Genomic DNA, 17619 nt, shown 5'->3' with positions numbered 1-17619 from the left:
TCAGGAAACCGAACAGCCCTTTTCCACTAAAGAGGGAAACCTAACAACGCAATAGAAAAGGGAGGAAGCCAACAGCTTCCTCCCTGTAAGCAGTCCTGAGACAGGATGATCAGTCGTTGGTCGGGAACGCCAGTTGCGCCCCTTCCTTGATGCCGCTCGGCCAGCGGCTGGAGATCGTTTTCATCTTGGTGAAGAAGCGGATCGATTCCGGGCCATGCATCTGCGTGTCGCCAAACTTGGAACGCTTCGCGCCGCCAAAGTTGTGGAAGGCCATCGGCACCGGGATCGGCACGTTCACGCCAATCATGCCAACATCAACGCGCTTTGAGAAGGCACGGGCACTGTCGCCGTCACGGGTGAAGATCGCAACGCCATTGCCGTATTCGTGATCATTGATCATCTGCACGGCGCTATCGAAGCTCTGCGGCTTGGTTACAGACAGAACCGGACCGAAGATTTCGGTCTTGTAGATGTCCATTTCCCGGGAGACGTTGTTGAACAGCGTCGCCCCGACGAAGAAGCCACCTTCATAGCCCTGCAGACGTGCCCCACGGCCATCGACCAGCAGGTCCGCCCCCTCTTCAACACCTTTGGTAATCAGGCTTTCAACACGCTCTTTCGCCTGCACGGTGATCAGCGGGTTGATATCTGCTTCCGGGTCGTTATAGGCACCGATTTTCAATGCCTCGACCTTCGGCGCCAGACGTTCGATCAGGGCATCCTGCGTTGCCTGACCCACCGGTACGGCAACGGAAATCGCCATGCAACGCTCGCCTGCCGAGCCGAAACCGGCACCGATCAGGGCGTCGGCTGCCTGATCCATATCCGCATCCGGCATGATGACCATATGGTTCTTCGCACCGCAGAAGGCCTGGACCCGTTTGTTATTCGCACAACCATGCTGGTAGATATATTCACCAACACCGGTGGAACCGACAAAAGAAATTGCCGGGACATCCGGATGTTCCAGCAGCGCGTCAACCGCTTCCTTGTCACCGTGAACGACGTTCCACACACCATCCGGCAAACCGGCCTCGGTCCACAATTCCGCCAGGAAGTCCGCAGAGGACGGATCACGTTCGGACGGCTTGTTCACATAAGCATTGCCGCAGGCAACTGCCATCACACCCATCCAGAGCGGGATCATGACCGGGAAGTTGAACGGCGTGATGCCGCCAACAACACCCAGGGGTTCGCGGATGGAATAAAGGTCGATGTTGCCACCGACATTCTGGTTGAACTCACCCTTGATCAGATGCGGCACACCGCAGGCGAATTCGGTCACGTCAATACCGCGCTGGATTTCTCCTTTGGCGTCCGGGATGGTCTTGCCATGCTCACGACCGAGAACTTCCGCCAGCTTGTCCTGGTTCTGGACCAGCAGCTCACGGAAGCGGAAAATGATGCTGGCGCGTTTCGGCACAGCCATCTCCGACCAGACCTCGAACCCTTCCTGCGCGTTCTTGACGACCTTGTCGACTTCCGCGCGGCTGGCCAGCGGCACCCTGGCGATCACTTCGCCCGTTGCCGGATTGAAAACATCGGCAAAACGACCGCTTTCCCCTGCGACCTTTTTCCCGCCGACCCAGTGTTTCAATTCTTCAGTCATTGCATGGCTCTCCTGTAACATTCGCCACCGTATGGTGGAGATGGTCCGAACAAATTATTGGTGTTTTTTTCTGCCAGAACCATACGCACCCGTATGGTAATTCGTCAAGCGATCTGTTCGCCGCCATTATGCCAAAAAGAAAGGCCACGCACCAATCGCAGTGCCCCCGTGTGGCAGAGAAGTGCGCAGACGCCACCACGGCCATTATGTCAGCCTCTGCCAGGGCCAGCGCGTTCCAACCTGCCTGATACCTACCATACTCGCCGCAGCACTTCGCAATGTAGAGCCGGGTAAAGGTCTCTACCGGCAGAAAAATCCCCCGTTACGTGCAATACGCGCAAAAACCAATCTAAAAATTGATCACGCTCAAGTTGCTTTATTGTTTAAAGATAAGAATCTACACGTGTATTATTAGTAACCTATGGTTGGCTAACCAGGGCCCCTAGCGATACGAAATCGTTAGAAGGTGGGGGAAATATCCATCGCCGACGGGGGACATTGCGCAAAGGCGCAATGCGGGGGCTCAACAGATTGCGGCGCGATCATCTTCGAACATTTCGTTCGCGGGGGCGAATGACTCGGAGATATGCATGTTACAGACCCCTGCCGCCCACGGCGCGCTTGCCCATTGCGTCGTCAGCTCTGACTTTGCCTCCTATGATCAGCATTACAGCAAACGGTTATCCGGTTATCTGGAAAAGCTGCAGCGCGCCGCGAGGAACATCCAGCGCCTGGACGAAGCCGGAATTGCGACCCACGCTTCCCAACAGCTTTTCATCCACGCGAAATGGCTGAGCAAATATACCGCCTACTGGTCACGGCTGGACGCACTTCTGGAAAGGCTGGAAAGCAGCTTCCTGGAATTCGACCAGGACTATGTTGCCAACCAGTCGCCTTATGACGGTTCCTGGGGCTGGCATTACAAGGAGTTCCACCACAAGTTCGACGCAACAATCGGCAGGTTGCATGAACTGGAGGAACGCCAGGCAGCCCCCCAGTTCGCACTCGACTTCCTGGAGCCGGTCTCAACACGCAACAAGATGATTGAATACCTGGAAAGGTTGCGCGTTTCCGATATCGCCGCGACCGGGCGGAACCAGCGCGATGAATTCGGGGCCGTACTGACCTGTCTGGGACAGATATGCTTCAAATCGGGCCTTCGCAACTATGTGCAGCAGCATGTCAAAGGCATTGACCTCGATCAGGATTATATCGACAGCTTCCGGGAGTTTCTGGACCAGTCACAGAATCCGGAAACCGGCTATTGGGGGCCCTGGTACAAGTCGAACGGGCGCATCCACCGCTACGACGATCTGAGCTTTACCTTCCATGTTATCTCCTATCGCAAGGGCCAGGTGAACCACTGGCCCGAAATCATCGACACAACCTTTGCCAACAAGGCGAAGAGCTATCCCCGCGGCTGGCTGCATGACGGGCGATACAACAACCACAACAATTACGACGTAGCCAAAATCTTCCGTTTTGGCTGGCCGCAAATGACGGCGGCGGAACGGACCCGCGCCAGCACGGAAATTCAACATATGCTGGATTATTGCCTCGATCGTTCGATGGACGATGAAGGGCGCTTTCATATGGACAGCAAATTCTACAACTCCCAGGAGGCCGCCTATTATTTCGGCGTCTCCTTCCTTGAAGAGGCCGGTTACTTCGATCCCGACCGTCGTTTCTGGACCGACCGGGCCTTCCCGGAAAACAAGGACGTCATCGGCAAAATCCGGAATCAGCTGGACCAGTTGAACCCAAGCCATGACCACGTGACAGCAGCGCGCTGGAAGCTGGAGAAAAGCCAGCCCCGCACCACCTGGACAAAGGCCCTGTGTGGTCTTTCCCGAAAAATACAGCAAGGCATCCGGCACGCCGTTCAGCGGCTTTCCGCACCGCTGCACTCCCACATCACCGCCACCAACGCCTAAGAAGGATCAGTCACATGCAAAAGCAAACATTCATCTCCGGTTCTCCTATTCAGCATATCCTTGGCATGGCCTGGACCAGCATGCTGGCGCTTCTGGCGGTTTTGCTGGTCGATGTCATTGATCTGTTCTGGCTGGGCCTGCTGGGCGATGTCCAGATTGTTGCAGCCCTCGGCTATGCCTGGCCGGTCATGTTCCTCGCTGTCTCCATCACCCTGGGCCTGTCGGCGGCGATGACCGCACTTGTCTCCCGCACGGAAGGCGCAGGCGACCGCGACCGCGCACGGCAATATGCCCTCCACATCCTGCTATACGGGATCGGCCTGTCCTCGCTGATGACGGCAAGCCTGTGGTTTGCCTCCCCCGTCATCATGACCCTGATCGGTGCAACCGGTCCGGCGCAGGCGCTTGCCGTCAAATACCTGCAGGTCGTCCTGCTCGGCCTGCCGATCATGTGCGTGAGCATGTCTTCCGGTGCCTTGCTGCGTGCGGTCGGGGCGAAGAAGCGCGCCATGGCGGCCAAGATGGCCGGTGCCTTGCTCAACGCGGTGCTCGACCCCATCATGATCTTCGGATTTGACTACGGCCTGGAAGGGGCCGCCTGGGCGACTTTCCTCTCCCGGATCGCCATTCTGGCCGTCGCCTTTCACGGTGCCTTCTTCGTCCATCGCATGATCGGCGGTTTTGACTGGCGGCGTTTCCTGGGAGACTTCCGTCAGACACTTACAGTCATGCTTCCGGTCAGCTTTGCCAAGGCAGGCCCGCCGCTGGGCAGCGCCTTCGTCATTGCCACCATGGCTCATTTCGGCGATAGCGCGGTTGCGGCCAGTACGATTATCGAACGTATCGTGCCCTTTGCCTATGTAGGGTTAAGCGCCCTGCCACAGGCCATTGGTCCCATCATCGGCCAGAATTTCGGTGCCAAGCTGTTTGACCGCGTCAGCGAAATCTGGCGTAAGGCCATCCTGCTGGTTGTCCTCTATGCGGCCATCGTTGCGCTGACCCTGTCCCTGGGCCAGGGTGTACTCATCGGCATGCTGCGAATTGATGGTGAGACCGCCGCTCTCCTGTCCCAGTTCTGCACCTGGGTCGCCCCCTGTTACATCTTCATGGGGCTGCAGAATGTCGCCCATGCATCGCTGAACGTGACGGGCCGCGCCCCCCTGGCAACGGCATTCGATCTGGGCAAGGAATTGCTGGGCGTTATCCCGCTCGTCTATCTGGGGGCAAGCCTCGTCGGCGCGCCGGGTGTCCTCATGGGACAGGCTGCCGGGATGGTCATTTTCGGCCTGATTGCGGGTATTGTCGCCTATGGCCGGATCGGCCGCATTCCGGGCAAACCGGCAGGAAACAGCCAGCCCTCTTTGCGACAGACGATCCTTGAAAACATGATTGGTATAGTCATGGGAAAAAAGACATTGCAGTAAATTGTCGCAGTAATTGCGACTGACTTGCATTCATGAGAGACTTCGGGTACCACCGGGGCATAATCGTTGATGCGAGTTACTTGCATTTGCGAAAATTAACAACACGACTTGGCAAAAGACCAAAAGGACCCAAGCCGCATGAAAAAGATATTGTCGACCGCCGTTCTCGCCTCCACCATCGCCATGGTCGGCACCGCCGCCCACGCGGAGGGAGAAGTGAATGTCTATTCCTACCGTCAGCCTTTCCTGATCCAGCCGCTGTTCGACAGGTTCACAAAGGAAACCGGTATCAAGGTGAATGTTGTCTTTGCCAAGCGCGGTCTGGAAGAACGCCTGCGCCAGGAAGGCGAAAACAGCCCGGCGGACCTGATCTTTACCGTCGACATTGGCCGCCTGCAGAGCGTCGTCGACAAGGGTCTCACCCAACCGGTTCACAGCGACAAGCTCAACGCCGACATTCCGGCCAATCTGCGCGACCCGGAGGGCAACTGGTTCGGCCTGACCACCCGCGCACGCATTATCTATGCCTCCAAGGACCGCGTGAAGCCGGGTGAAATCCAATCTTACGAAGACCTGGCCGACCCGAAATGGAAGGGCCGTGTCTGCACCCGCAGTGGCAGCCACTCCTACAATGTAGCACTGATCGCCTCCATGATCGCCCATCACGGCGAAGAAAAGGCAGAGGAATGGCTGCGCGGCCTGAAGGCCAATCTGGCGCGCAAACCACAGGGCAATGACCGTGCCCAGGTCAAGGCGATCTGGCAGGGTGAATGCGACCTGGCCGTCGGCAATAGCTACTATATGGGCAAGATGCTGGCCGACAAGGAGCAGGCCGATTGGGCGCAGTCCGTCAACATGATCTTTCCGAATCAGGAAGATCGCGGCACTCATGTGAATATCTCCGGCGTTGCGCTGACCAAATATTCACCGAACAAACAAGAAGCCATCCAGCTTATGGAATTCCTGTCCGACGACGAGGCACAGGGGATCTATGCGGAGCAGAATTTCGAATATCCGGTCAAGGCGGGTGTGCCCTGGTCCAAGCTGCTCGAAACATGGGGAACCTTCAAGGTCGACCAGCTTGGCCTGGACGTGGTTGCGAAAAACCGCAGCAAGGCATCCAAGCTTGTCGACAAGGTTGGCTATAACGAATAAGCGCGTTATTAAACGAGCGACGGGGCGGGGGGCTTCCATGTCTGCCGCCCTTTGTTTTTTTGGACCGGATACGAAATTTTTGAGAAGGCAATGACAACGGCGACCAATCAGGATATTACCCAATCGCCCAAAGGTCACCGTCGGCATTCGACCTGGTGGACAGGCGGCGCTTTCACTGTTGCCGCCTTTGTATTCCTGCCGATCGCTGCCATTATCGTCCTCGCTTTTTCACCGGAAGAAAACATCTGGCCCCATTTGGTCAGCACCATGCTGCCCCGCTATATCAAGAATACCCTGATCCTGATGCTGGGTGTTGGGACAGGCACGTTCCTGATGGGGATCTCGGCGGCCTGGCTTGTCACCATGTGCCGTTTTCCGGGACAGCGCCTTTTCGAATGGGCCCTGCTGCTGCCGATGGCAATGCCTGCCTATGTGGTGGCCTATGTCTATACCGATCTGATAGAATATGCCGGGCCGGTCCAGACAGGCCTGCGCGCCCTGTTCGGATGGAAGCTGAAAAGCGAATACTGGTTCCCGGAAATCCGGACCGCAGGCGGCGCAATCGCTATGCTGTCACTGGTGCTTTACCCTTATGTCTATATGCTGACGCGCGCGTCTTTCCTGCAACAGTCGGTCTGTGTGCTGGAGGCAGGTCGCGTGTTGGGCCGCACGCCCTGGCAATGTTTCTGGTCCATCGCCCTGCCGCTGGCCCGCCCGGCGGTCGTCGTCGGCCTGGCGCTATCCATGATGGAAACCCTGAACGACTTCGGCACCATCGACTTCTTTGCAGTCCACACGCTGACCGCCGGTGTTTTCGATGTCTGGATGTCCATGAACAATCTGGGCGGTGCGGCGCAGATCTCACTGGTCATGCTGGTCTTCGTGATTGGCCTTTTGTGGATTGAACGCGCGTCGCGACGTGGACAGCGTTATCACAGCACCAGCACGAAATATCAGGCGCTGCCCGGTTATCTGCTGACCGGGTGGAAGAAAATCGGCGCAGTCGTATTGTGCAGTGCGTTGGTCATTCTCGGCTTTATCCTCCCCGCTATCGTCCTGACCTATTACGCCATCGGTCATTGGGAGATTTCCTGGACGCCGGAATTCCTGACCTATGCAAAGCATTCCATCCTGCTGTCCGGTGGGGCAGCGGCGATTTCGGTCACAATCGGCGTCTTCCTGGCCTATGCCCTGCGCCTCAACAAGGGCCGCAAACTGAAGATCGCCACAAGACTGGCCAGTGTCGGCTATGCGATGCCCGGCGCAGTGCTTGCCATCGGCGTCCTGATTCCGTTCGCCAATTTCGACAACGCCTTCGACGCCTTCATGAAATCCCACTTCGGTATTTCCACCGGCCTGCTTTTGTCCGGCACGGCAACCGCGATCATCTTTGCTTATACGGTTCGTTTCCTGGCGGTTGGCTTTGGCGGGGTGGAAACGGCCCTGTTAAAAGTCACGCCCAATATGGACGACGCAGCACGAACCCTGGGGCAGCGTCCCCTGGGCGTGTTGCGCCATGTGCATCTGCCGATGATCCGCGGCGGCATTCTGGGCGGGGCGATCCTGGTTTTCGTGGACTCCATGAAGGAACTGCCCGCAACACTGATCCTGCGGCCCTTCAATTTCGACACGCTGGCGACCTATGTCTACCAATATGCCTCCGACGAATTGCTTGAGGAATGCGCTTTGGGCGCACTCACTATCGTGCTGGCGGGAATCCTACCTGTGATCCTGCTATCCAAGGCGGTTCGCACCTCACGCCCCGGCCATTAACCGGCATCAGGCGCTGTCTGTCTGCGGCAGGCCGTCGGTTATCTCGTAATAATCGGATTTATCGTCCACGAAGATATGGTGGCTCATGGCAAGCCCCGTCGGATGGTCCAGCGTGCCCGTCATGATACTGGTCTGGTCGCGGTCCAGGCGTTTGTAAAAGAGATTGCCGCCACATTCGGAGCAAAAGCCACGTTTGGCTTCAGGTGAGGATTGGAACCATTTCAAGCCCCGGTCCCGGGTCAGGACAAGCTGATCATCGCGGCAGGCCGTCGCGGCAACGAAATGGCCACTGGTCTTCTGACACTGTCTGCAGTGACAGCCGATCACCGCCCGCATCTCGCCACGAACCTCGTAGGCAACCGCCCCGCAAAGGCAGCTTCCGGTCCGGATGGTCTGGTCATCATTTGTCATTTTATTCTCCCTGCTTCGTGGGGAGAAGTCTGCCCGCAAACGCGCCCTAAAACGATCTCTCCCGGCGACAGGAACTGTGCCGGGAGAGACAAGAAGCCGGTTTTGGCGCTTATATGCTTTGGTCTATCCCTCGACCTTACGCGGCCATAAACCGTTCTTCCGCCAGGCGGTCGGCCGCCACATGCGGCGGCACGGAATCGACCTTGGCGCGGGCATAGATTTCCGACAATGTATTCCCGATCCGGGCCACATGATCGAATGTGGTTTTCTCATCGAAATCCGGCCCCTGATGATAAACATGGATCACGCCGCCCGCGTTGATCACATAGTCCGGGGCATAAAGGATATTGCGTTCCACCAGATCGTAACCATGGCGGTCTTCGGCCAGTTGGTTATTGGCGGCACCGGCAACGACCTTCACCTTCAGGCGCGGAATGGTTTCGTCGTTGACGGTCGCGCCCAGCGCGCAGGGCGCATAGACGTCCGCATCCACATCATAGATCCGGTCGAGATCAACAGCCTCGGCACCCAGCTCGTTCTTGGCCTTCTGAACGGCATCGGCATCCATGTCGGTGACCCAAAGCCTGGCGCCTGCCTTGTGAAGCTGGCTCGCCACATCAAAGCCTACATGGCCCAGTCCCTGAACCGCAACGGACACACCGTCCAGCGTATTCTTGCCGAGGCGTTCCTGGACGCTGGCCTGGATACCGCAGAAAACGCCATAGGCCGTGCCCGGCGACGGATCACCGCCCTCGCCTTCAATGCCTTTGACGAATGTCGTTTCTTTGGCGATCTCCGCCATATCGGCAGGCGAAGTGCCAACATCCTCGGCGATCACATATTTGCCGCCCAGGCGCTCCACAAAGCGGCCCATGGCCTGCATCAGCTCAGGGGATTTATCCTTGTGGCTGTCGCCGATGATGACCGACTTGCCGCCGCCCCAGGGCAGGTCGGCCAGCGCGTTCTTATAGGTCATGCCACGAGACAGGCGCAGCACATCAGTGATGGCTTCTTCTTCACTGTCGTAGTTCCACATGCGGCAGCCACCAAGGGCAAAACCGCGATTGGTATTGTGGAGTGCGATAATGGCTTTCAGGCCACTTTTCTCGTCACGGCAGAAGACAACCTGTTCATGATTGTCAAAACTGGGAGACTCAAACACAGACATTGCAGCTATCCCTCGATCTAATCAGTGCCCCATTCGGAGCTTTGTAATTTTATTACTCTGTTAATAGATATAGACCCGGAATTTGCTTTCTCAAATGGCAAAAATACGCCGCCCATAAAAACGCAAGGAAGTGATAAACAGAGGGCCTTGAGATGATCTTTCGTTCTATTTTTCAGGTCATTTCAGTTGAAAAATTAGAATGCTATGCTCAACTCAAAATCACCGAGTTCCCGCCGAAAAAGACAGCATTTCTGACGCAATACCCGACAAAATTGGTATTGCGGGCTTGCAATGAATGATGGAAGCGCAGATATGTTTTCCAATTAGACTGCCCGGGGATCAAACCCTGCTTTTTCGCAGGCTCATCGTGAGACTTTGTTGCGCTGTCGGTCCTGTGGGCTCAACCTGAAAACAATAATAACGCGCGGATAGGACTCAATGACCAAGCAGACCGTCATTCTGGATTGCGATCCGGGACTGGATGATGCCGTCGCCATCCTGTTGGCTTTAACCTCTCAGGAAAACTTCGATCTTGCCGGGATCACAACGGTCGCAGGCAATGTGTCGCTGTATCATACATACCGGAACGCCCGTGCGCTGGTCGAATTGGCAGGCTGCCCGGAGGTTCGGGTATTTGAGGGCTGCGCCCGCGCCATCATGAGCGAAGGTGCCCGCGCAGAGGAAGTCCATGGCGCAGACGGCATCGGCGGCGTGCCTTTGCCTGCCCCCACCGCACCGGTAGAGGAACAGCATGCGGTCGACTTCATTATCGAAACCTGCCGGAATGCCCCGGACAAAGGCGTGACCATCTGCCCGGTCGGGCCGATGACCAATGTCGCCCTGGCCCTGATCAAGGCTCCGGATATCAAACCGAAGATCAACGAGATTGTCTTCATGGGGGGCGTCGCCTTTGGCCCCGGCAATACCTCGCCCGCCGCGGAATTCAACATCTATGCTGACCCCCACGCCTCGGAAATCGTCATCAAGAGCGGTATTCCACAGGTCATGATGGGCCTGGACGTCACACAGCAGGCAATCATCACCGAAGACCGCCTGCGGTATTTCCGCGAGTTGCCCTCTGCCGTCAGCCACGCCGTGGCTGAAATGCTGTCGGCCTATCGCAAGATGGTCATCGAAAAAACCGGCGGCGCCCGTCAGGGCGTCCTGCATGATCCCTGCACCATCGCCTATCTGATTGATCCAACGATCTTCGAGGGCGAGGACTATTTTGTCGAGGTGGACTGTTCCTCCTCCGCCAATTTTGGCAGGACCACGGTGGATGGCCTGGCGGTCACCGGCCAACCCGCCAACGTCAAAGTCATGTTGAACATGAATGACCAGGCCTTCTACGACCTGCTCTTCGACCGGATCAGCCGGATCAAAAAATAAGCCTCAGGCATAAAGAAGAAGAGGCGGCCCCGGGGCCGCCTCATCCATATTGCGATCAGGTCACCGCCGCGCGGACCTTGAATTCAGGTTGGTCATAGACTTTCCCGTCCATGATCCGGACCAGCCGGTCCACCGCATCCCAGACATCAACATAAGAAGTGTAAAGCGGCGTGAAGCCAAAGCGCATGATATTCGGCGCGCGGAAATCACCGACAACCTTATCGGCAATCAGGGCCTGCACAATGGCATAGCCTTCCTCGTGACCGAAGGAAACCTGGCTGCCGCGCTGGGAGGCATCCCGTGGCGAGGCAAGCTCAAAACCATGACCGGCGCAGCGGCTTTCCACAAGGTCGATGAACATGTCGCAAAGCTTGATGGATTTCTCACGCACCATCTGCATGTCCACCTCGCTCCACATATCCAGCGCCACTTCCAACGCACGCATGCTCAAGACAGACGGCGTACCGCAGAGATAGCGGCTGACCGTATTCGACGGGGTATAGCCAAGATCGAAGGTGAAGGGATGGGCGTGACCGTGCCAGCCGGAAAGCGGCTGCACGACCTTATCCTGATGACGGGGAGCCACATAAAGGAAGGCCGGTGCACCGGGTCCACCATTCAGATATTTATAGGAGCAGCCGACCGCCATATCCGCGTTACACCCGGCCAGGTCCACCGGAACGGCACCGGCGCTGTGGCACAGGTCCCAGACCATCAGCGCCCCTTTTGCCTGCACCGCTTCCGTGACGGCCTTCATGTCATACATGCGGCCAGAGCGGAAGTTCACCTGGGTCAGCAGCACGACGGCGGTATTTTCGTCAACCGCATCGACAACCTCGGTCTCATCCGCCAGACGCATTTCCACCTGATCGTCGCCCAGGAATTCCCGCAGGCCCTGGATCATATAGAGGTCGGTCGGGAAGTTGCCCGGATCGGACAGGATCACCTTGCGGCCCGGATTCATCTTCAGGCCCGCCGCCAAAAGCTTGAACACATTGACGGAGGTACTGTCCCCGACCACAACCTGGTCCTGTTCTGCCCCGACCAGCGGTGCGATCTTGTTGCCCAGGCTGCGCGGCAGGTCCATCCAGCCATGCTTGTTCCAGCTGGTAATCAGGTCCTGCCCCCATTCAACGGCAATGGCGGACTGCATGCGTTCCATGGTCGCCTTGGGCAACGGCCCCAGAGAGTTGCCGTCCAGATAGATCAATCCCTCTTCCAACTGGAAGCGATCTCGGAACCCCGCCAACTTATCCTGTTTGTCCAAAGCGAGCGCGTCGTCACGGGTGAATGTCGTCATATTGTTTTCCTCACCGAACCGGTCAAAGACCGGCACATATTTTAACCTTAAAATAATTCAGATCGGATCATTTGCCAAGACCTGCAAACAATCCTGTGGTGAGTCCCTGCCTAAAGGGTTTCAAGCAGCCCTGCGGCCAGCAGGCGCGTTTCCTCGTCTGCCTCGCCGGTGATGGCGTCGGGGCGGTAATGACGCTGGAAGGCCTCAATCGCCGCCGCCTCGTCATCAACACAATAGCCGATTTCTGCCAGGGACCCGATCAGGTCCCTGTCCGACGCACGAACCAGTTCCGGCCAGCGTCCAACCCCCTCCTTCGACAACCAGCGCCACTGGAACAATTCGCCGGGGTCTTTCTTGCGACCGGGGGCAACATCCGAATGGGCAATCACATTGCGCTGTTCGATTGGATGGCGTGACAGGATGGACCGGCATAACCGGGCCAGACTTTCCATCTGCGCACTCGGGAACGGGCGATAACCGTTCAAATGGCCGGGATTGGCAAGTTCGATGCCAATGGAACGCGAATTCACGTCCCGGCAGCCACGCCAGAAGCTGACGCCCGCGTGCCAGGCGCGTTTGTCCTCATCCACCATCTGGTAGACGCGCCCATCCTCATCGATCAGGTAATGGGCACTGACCTCCGCCGCCGGATCACAGAGCCGGTCCAGGGCCTCCTGCGCGCTGACCATATCGGTATAATGCAGGACGAGCATATCCACCGGACCGTCACCCCGACGGTCTCCGAAATTCGGCGATGGATAGCGGATCAACTGCATGGGCGTTATTTGCCCTCACGGAGAAAAGGAATCAAGTGGTTTAGGACCGCCTCGGGGGCTTCTTCCGGCAGAAAATGGCCGCTCTGGATCGGCGCACCGCTTACCGGACCATCGCACCAATCCGCCCAAACCTCCAACGGGGAACGGCCTCCCTGCTCAGCGAAACCTTCCTCCGCCCCCCACAAACACATCAACGGGCAAGTGATCTTGTGCCCGGCCTTCCGGTCAGCCGCATCATGGGCAACATCGGTTGTCGCGCCGGCACGATAGTCACCGCAGGTCGCGGCAATCACTTCCGAGCGGGTAAAGTGCCGCTCATATTCACGAAACGCCTCAGGATCGAAGGCAAATCCGGACGCGGCCCAACTGCGCAGAATCCAATGCAGGAAATAGGAAGGGTCATGACCGATCATCACCTCAGGCAGTGGGGCTGGTTGCGCCAGGAGGGGCCAGTGGAAAGCCGCCAGGCTGGCCTCCCGGTCAAACGCCTCCCAAATCTCATAGGTCGGCACCACATCCAGTGAAACCATCCGCGTCACATTCTGCGGATGGTCGAGAGCCATGCGGTAAGTCACGCGGGCACCACGGTCATGGCCGACGACTGCGAATTTTTCAAACCCCAGTTCGGCCATGATGGCGACCTGGTCCGCTGCCATTGCGCGTTTGGAATAGACGGTATGGCCTGCATCATCAGCCGGTGCGTCACTGTCGCCATATCCGCGCAGGTCAGGCAGCACAACCGTGAACTGTTTTGCCAGTACAGGGGCAATATGATGCCAGATCACATGGGTTTGCGGATAACCGTGCAGCAGGAGGACGGGTGGCCCCTCGCCCCCAACCCAAACAGCATGGGTCAGGCCCTGCGCTTTGATCTTCTTACCAATAAAACCGTCAAACATGGCGACTACTCCCCCAAGAGTTTCAGCACCTCCGGATAGTCTTCAGGCGCTGCTGCAAATTTATCACGGCATCCCGGATTACAGAACCCGATGACCTTGCCCCGGTATTCCGTCAGGGAATCCTCCTGCACCGGCTTGCCGGACCATGGGCACAGGCTGTTAACCGCATCTTGCCTACGCATCACTGTAACCTTCCACTGCATTCCACCGTGGCTGCCTGTTGGGAAATATGCTTGGGCTGGGAGCTGCGCAGTACAATCACCGCAACGCCCAGGATAGTGAGGCTGCCGCCAATTATCATGGGCACGGTTACTTCCTCACCCAAGAGCCAAACGGCAAACAATACACCGAAAAATGGCATCAACAGGGTGAAGGGCATGGTCAGGCTGACCGGGTATTTACCCAAAAGCTTGTACCAGATTCCATAACCGACGATGACGACCATCAGGCTCTGATAGAAGATCGAACCCCAGCCGATCCAGTCGGCCGACAGCAGCGCATCAATCTGCCCCTCTTCAAAGAAGAAGGACCAGATCATCAATTGTGGTACGGAAAAGAGCGCCATATAGCCGTTCAACGCAAAGCCGTTCACCTTGCCCATGGCCTTCGCCTGCACTGCCCCCATTGCCCAGGCGAATGCTGCTGCGACAACCGTCAACAAGGGAAGCAAACCACCTTCGAAACGAGGCTCACCTGCAATCACGACGACGCCGGAAAAGGCAATCATGATTCCCAGGACACGCCAGAATTTGGGATAATCCTTAAAGACAAAGGCGGACAGGATGGTGGCGAAGGGAACGCCCATCTGACTGGCAAGTGCCGCTGTTGCGGCATCAATCTGGGTCAATGCCCAGAACATCAGGCCGAAATGGATACCGCCCAGCGTGACCGAATACCAGAATACGGGGACGATCTTGTCCCTTGGCAGGCGCACGAAGGGCACCAGCAAGACCGCCACGACGGCAAAACGCATGGCCATGAAGGTCAGCGGAGGTATCTGCGCCAGCCCAAATTTGGCGACGGAAAAGTTACCGCCCCAGATCACCATCACAAAGAGGGCGATCGCCACATCCCGAAACTGCATCCGTCATCCTTCCGGTTCCTATCCGGATTTGGCGGCGTCCAATTCCTCCTGCAGGATTTCCAGTTCCAACCAGCGTTCTTCCGCCTCCGCCAGTTCCGCCTTGAGTGCATCGAGACGATCGGCAGTTTTCTGAAATCCTTCAGGGTCCTTGGTATAGAAATCCGGTGCGGCCAGCTTTTCTTCCGATGCTGCGATATCCGCCTCCAGCTCTTCCATTCTGCCGGGCAAAAGGTCCAAATCCCTTTTGTCCTTATAGCTGAGGCGCAAGGAAGATGTCTTTGGCTTTTCCTTCTCAGGTGTTTTGACCGCCTTCTTGACCGGCGCGGCCTCAACGGCGTTTTCCTGAGCCCTCACACGGCGATAGTCGGAGTACCCACCGACATATTCTCGGACCTCCCCATCGCCCTCGACGGCAATCACACTTGTCACCAGACGGTCGAGGAAATCACGGTCGTGGCTGACCAGGACCAGGGTGCCGTCGTAATCGCCCAGCATCTCCTCCAACAGGTCAAGCGTTTCCATATCCAGGTCGTTGGTCGGTTCGTCAAGCACCAGAAGATTGGCCGGTTTCATCAGGATTTTTGCCAGCAGCAGGCGATTTCGCTCCCCGCCGGACAGGGTGCTGATCTTGCCGCGCACCTGCTTTTCATCGAACAGGAAGTCGCGCAGATAGCCGACCACATGACGTGTCTGCTCTCCTACAGTCACGCGGTCTGTGCCCTCGCCGATCACATCCCAGGGCGTCGTTTCCAGATCCAGTTGCTCCCGTGTCTGGTCGAACCATGCCAGGTCGATATTGGCGCCGCGTTCCACCACACCGCTATCCGGGGCCAACTCACCTATCAGCATTTTCAACAGGGTCGTCTTGCCCGCACCATTGGGGCCGAGGATACCGATCCGGTCCCCGCGCATCACGCGGGTGGAGAAATCACGGATGATTGTCCGATCGCCAAAAGTTTTGGAAATATGGTCGGCTTCCAGCACGACCTTGCCACCCTGGTTGGCGGCCTGCGCCTTGAGGGTTGCCGTCGTATCGCCGCGTGTGCGGTTCTTCCGCTCCTGACGCAACGTCGCCAGTTTTTCCAGACGGCGGACATTACGCTTACGCCGGGCGGTCACCCCATAGTTCAGATAACGGGTTTCCGCCTTGATATGCTGGTCGATGCGGTTCAGTTCCGCTTCTTCCGTCGCCTCGACTTCCTCTACCCAGCTTTCGAATTTGTCAAAACCGGCATCCAGCCGGCGCAACGTTCCGCGATCGAGCCAGACAATGCCATTGGCCATCTTGTTCAGGAAGGCGCGGTCGTGGCTGATCACAAGAATGCCGCCGCGGAAATTTGCCAGTTCGGTTTCCAGCCATTCAATGCAAGGCAGGTCGAGGTGGTTGGTCGGCTCGTCCAGCAGCAGGACATCCGGGTCCTGCGCCAGTGCTGCCGCCAGCGCCGCACGACGGATCTGCCCGCCGGACATGGTTGCCGCCTGCATGTCCGGTTCCAGGCCCAAAGCATAGATCATGGCCTCCGCCCGGTAGTCTTCCGCGCCCTCACCGGTCACGAATTCCATTACGGTTCCCGATTTCGGCGGCACCGGGTCCTGCGGCAGGCGGGCAACCGTCACCCCCGGCATGACATAACGTTCGCCATCATCAAGGGCCAGACGCCCTTCCAGGGCGGCCATCAGGGTAGACTTGCCGCTGCCGTTACGCCCGACCAGCACCAACCGATCGCCTTTGGCAATCGAGATGGTTCCGCCGTCAATCACCGGCGGCGTCCCGAAACCGGCACGGGCATTGCGCAATGCTAACAACTCAGGCCCCTTGGCCATTCCTGTTCTCCTCAAACAACATGAAGCACCGGACGCAAGACGCCGGTTTATCCGATGGTAGGATATAGAGGATAAGACAGGGCGAAGAAAGACCGTGCCTTCTATGGGTCAGTTAATGCCGCGCTGTTTCTTGATCGCATCATAGGCGGCATTGATCTCGGCCAGCTTTTCGTTGGCCATGTTGACGAACTCTTCCGGCATCCCCTGCGAGACCAGGCGGTCCGGGTGATGTTCCAGAACAAGCTTGCGATGCGCCGCCTTGATAGCCGCATCGTCGGCATTGGGGGAGACACCCAGAATCGTATAGGGGTCTGCCTTGTCCCCCGCCGGACTGCGGCCGGTCACACGTTCAAAGGTCGCGGCATCAAATCCAAAGATCTGCGCGACCTTCTGCAGATATTCCAGTTCCTGCGGATGCATGCTGCCATCGGCCATGGCGATATGGGTCAGGCAGTAGAGCAATTCCTCCAGAACCTGAGGCTCATTGCGGAACATGTCCGCCATCTGCTGTGCATAGGGTTCGAAACCACGGGCATCCTTGCGGGCCTGATTGAAGACCCGGGCCACATTCTTCACTTCATGCTGGGGAATATGGAAGACCTGCTTGAAGGCGCGGACCTCGTCATCGGTGACCACCCCGTCCGCCTTTGCCATCTTGGCTCCAAGGGCAATAACACCGATTGTGAAGGCAACGGATTTGGTTGCATCAGCACTGGCACGGCTCCGCGTTTCTTCTTCGGAACGCAGTTTGTCGACAACATGACCGCCCAAGGCGCCAATCAAGGCACCGATCGGTCCGCCGATGGCAAACCCGCCAACGCCGCCAACTATCTTACCCCAGATGCTCATAGCAATCGCTTCCCCACATGCATG

General features: G+C 57.6%; 15 protein-coding genes. 5 read left to right on the top strand and 10 right to left on the bottom strand.

Features of this window, described 5'->3' with window-relative positions:
- Window positions 1-109 precede the first annotated feature (109 nt).
- Entirely contained in the window at window positions 110-1609 is a 1500-nt protein-coding gene (locus tag IF205_RS07515) for a CoA-acylating methylmalonate-semialdehyde dehydrogenase (protein WP_259782671.1), read from the bottom strand.
- A 590-nt stretch (window positions 1610-2199) separates the two neighbouring features.
- On the opposite strand from IF205_RS07515, the gene IF205_RS07510 reads away from it, so the two are divergent.
- The 4 genes from IF205_RS07510 (at window position 2200) to IF205_RS07495 (ending at window position 7895) form a co-directional block, all read left to right on the top strand.
- The gene (locus IF205_RS07510) at window positions 2200-3543 is read left to right on the top strand and encodes a hypothetical protein (RefSeq protein WP_259782670.1); all 1344 of its coding nucleotides are present in this window, start codon (window positions 2200-2202) and stop codon (window positions 3541-3543) included.
- 14 nt (window positions 3544-3557) lie between these two features.
- Window positions 3558-4967, top strand: coding sequence for an MATE family efflux transporter (locus IF205_RS07505; protein ID WP_259782669.1), 1410 nt, complete (start codon window positions 3558-3560; stop codon window positions 4965-4967).
- 138 nt (window positions 4968-5105) lie between these two features.
- Window positions 5106-6122, top strand: coding sequence for a Fe(3+) ABC transporter substrate-binding protein (locus IF205_RS07500; protein WP_259782668.1), 1017 nt, complete (start codon window positions 5106-5108; stop codon window positions 6120-6122).
- Window positions 6123-6212: 90 nt separating this feature from the next.
- Window positions 6213-7895, top strand: coding sequence for an ABC transporter permease (locus tag IF205_RS07495; RefSeq protein WP_259782667.1), 1683 nt, complete (start codon window positions 6213-6215; stop codon window positions 7893-7895).
- A 6-nt stretch (window positions 7896-7901) separates the two neighbouring features.
- Here IF205_RS07495 and IF205_RS07490 read toward each other — a convergent pair whose 3' ends face one another.
- Together IF205_RS07490 and IF205_RS07485 are read right to left on the bottom strand one after the other, a co-directional pair.
- On the bottom strand, window positions 7902-8306 hold the full coding sequence (locus IF205_RS07490) for a GFA family protein (RefSeq protein WP_259782666.1): 405 nt from the start codon (window positions 8304-8306) through the stop codon (window positions 7902-7904).
- A 136-nt stretch (window positions 8307-8442) separates the two neighbouring features.
- The gene (locus IF205_RS07485) at window positions 8443-9474 is read right to left on the bottom strand and encodes a Leu/Phe/Val dehydrogenase (protein WP_259782665.1); all 1032 of its coding nucleotides are present in this window, start codon (window positions 9472-9474) and stop codon (window positions 8443-8445) included.
- Between the two features lie 438 nt (window positions 9475-9912).
- Here IF205_RS07485 and IF205_RS07480 point away from each other — a divergent pair, with 438 nt between their 5' ends.
- Window positions 9913-10863 carry a nucleoside hydrolase gene (locus IF205_RS07480; RefSeq protein WP_259782664.1) on the top strand — a complete coding sequence of 317 codons (951 nt, stop codon included), beginning with the start codon at window positions 9913-9915 and terminating at the stop codon, window positions 10861-10863.
- A gap of 55 nt (window positions 10864-10918) precedes the next feature.
- Here IF205_RS07480 and kynU read toward each other — a convergent pair whose 3' ends face one another.
- The 7 genes from kynU to IF205_RS07445 form a co-directional block, all read right to left on the bottom strand.
- Window positions 10919-12163 (bottom strand): kynureninase, encoded by a 1245-nt coding sequence (gene kynU / locus IF205_RS07475; protein WP_259782663.1) that lies wholly within the window; start codon window positions 12161-12163, stop codon window positions 10919-10921.
- A 110-nt stretch (window positions 12164-12273) separates the two neighbouring features.
- Window positions 12274-12939 carry an N-acetylmuramoyl-L-alanine amidase gene (locus IF205_RS07470; protein ID WP_259782662.1) on the bottom strand — a complete coding sequence of 222 codons (666 nt, stop codon included), beginning with the start codon at window positions 12937-12939 and terminating at the stop codon, window positions 12274-12276.
- A gap of 5 nt (window positions 12940-12944) precedes the next feature.
- The gene (locus IF205_RS07465; protein WP_259782661.1) at window positions 12945-13838 is read right to left on the bottom strand and encodes an alpha/beta fold hydrolase; all 894 of its coding nucleotides are present in this window, start codon (window positions 13836-13838) and stop codon (window positions 12945-12947) included.
- A gap of 5 nt (window positions 13839-13843) precedes the next feature.
- Window positions 13844-14020, bottom strand: coding sequence for a YHS domain-containing protein (locus IF205_RS07460; RefSeq protein WP_259782660.1), 177 nt, complete (start codon window positions 14018-14020; stop codon window positions 13844-13846).
- A complete protein-coding gene (locus tag IF205_RS07455; RefSeq protein WP_259782659.1) occupies window positions 14020-14922 on the bottom strand; it encodes a DMT family transporter in 903 nt (300 codons plus the stop codon). Before IF205_RS07455 ends, IF205_RS07460 begins: the two co-directional genes overlap by 1 nt.
- 18 nt (window positions 14923-14940) lie before the next feature.
- On the bottom strand, window positions 14941-16746 hold the full coding sequence (locus tag IF205_RS07450) for an ATP-binding cassette domain-containing protein (RefSeq protein ID WP_259782658.1): 1806 nt from the start codon (window positions 16744-16746) through the stop codon (window positions 14941-14943).
- Window positions 16747-16854: 108 nt separating this feature from the next.
- On the bottom strand, window positions 16855-17595 hold the full coding sequence (locus IF205_RS07445; RefSeq protein ID WP_259782657.1) for a TerB family tellurite resistance protein: 741 nt from the start codon (window positions 17593-17595) through the stop codon (window positions 16855-16857).
- Between the last annotated feature and the right edge of the window lie 24 nt (window positions 17596-17619).

Source organism: Aestuariispira ectoiniformans (assembly GCF_025136295.1).
Lineage (GTDB): Bacteria > Pseudomonadota > Alphaproteobacteria > UBA8366 > Aestuariispiraceae > Aestuariispira_A > Aestuariispira_A ectoiniformans.
Note: the sequence above shows the minus strand (reverse complement) of the source record. Positions and strands in the feature narration are given on the sequence as shown.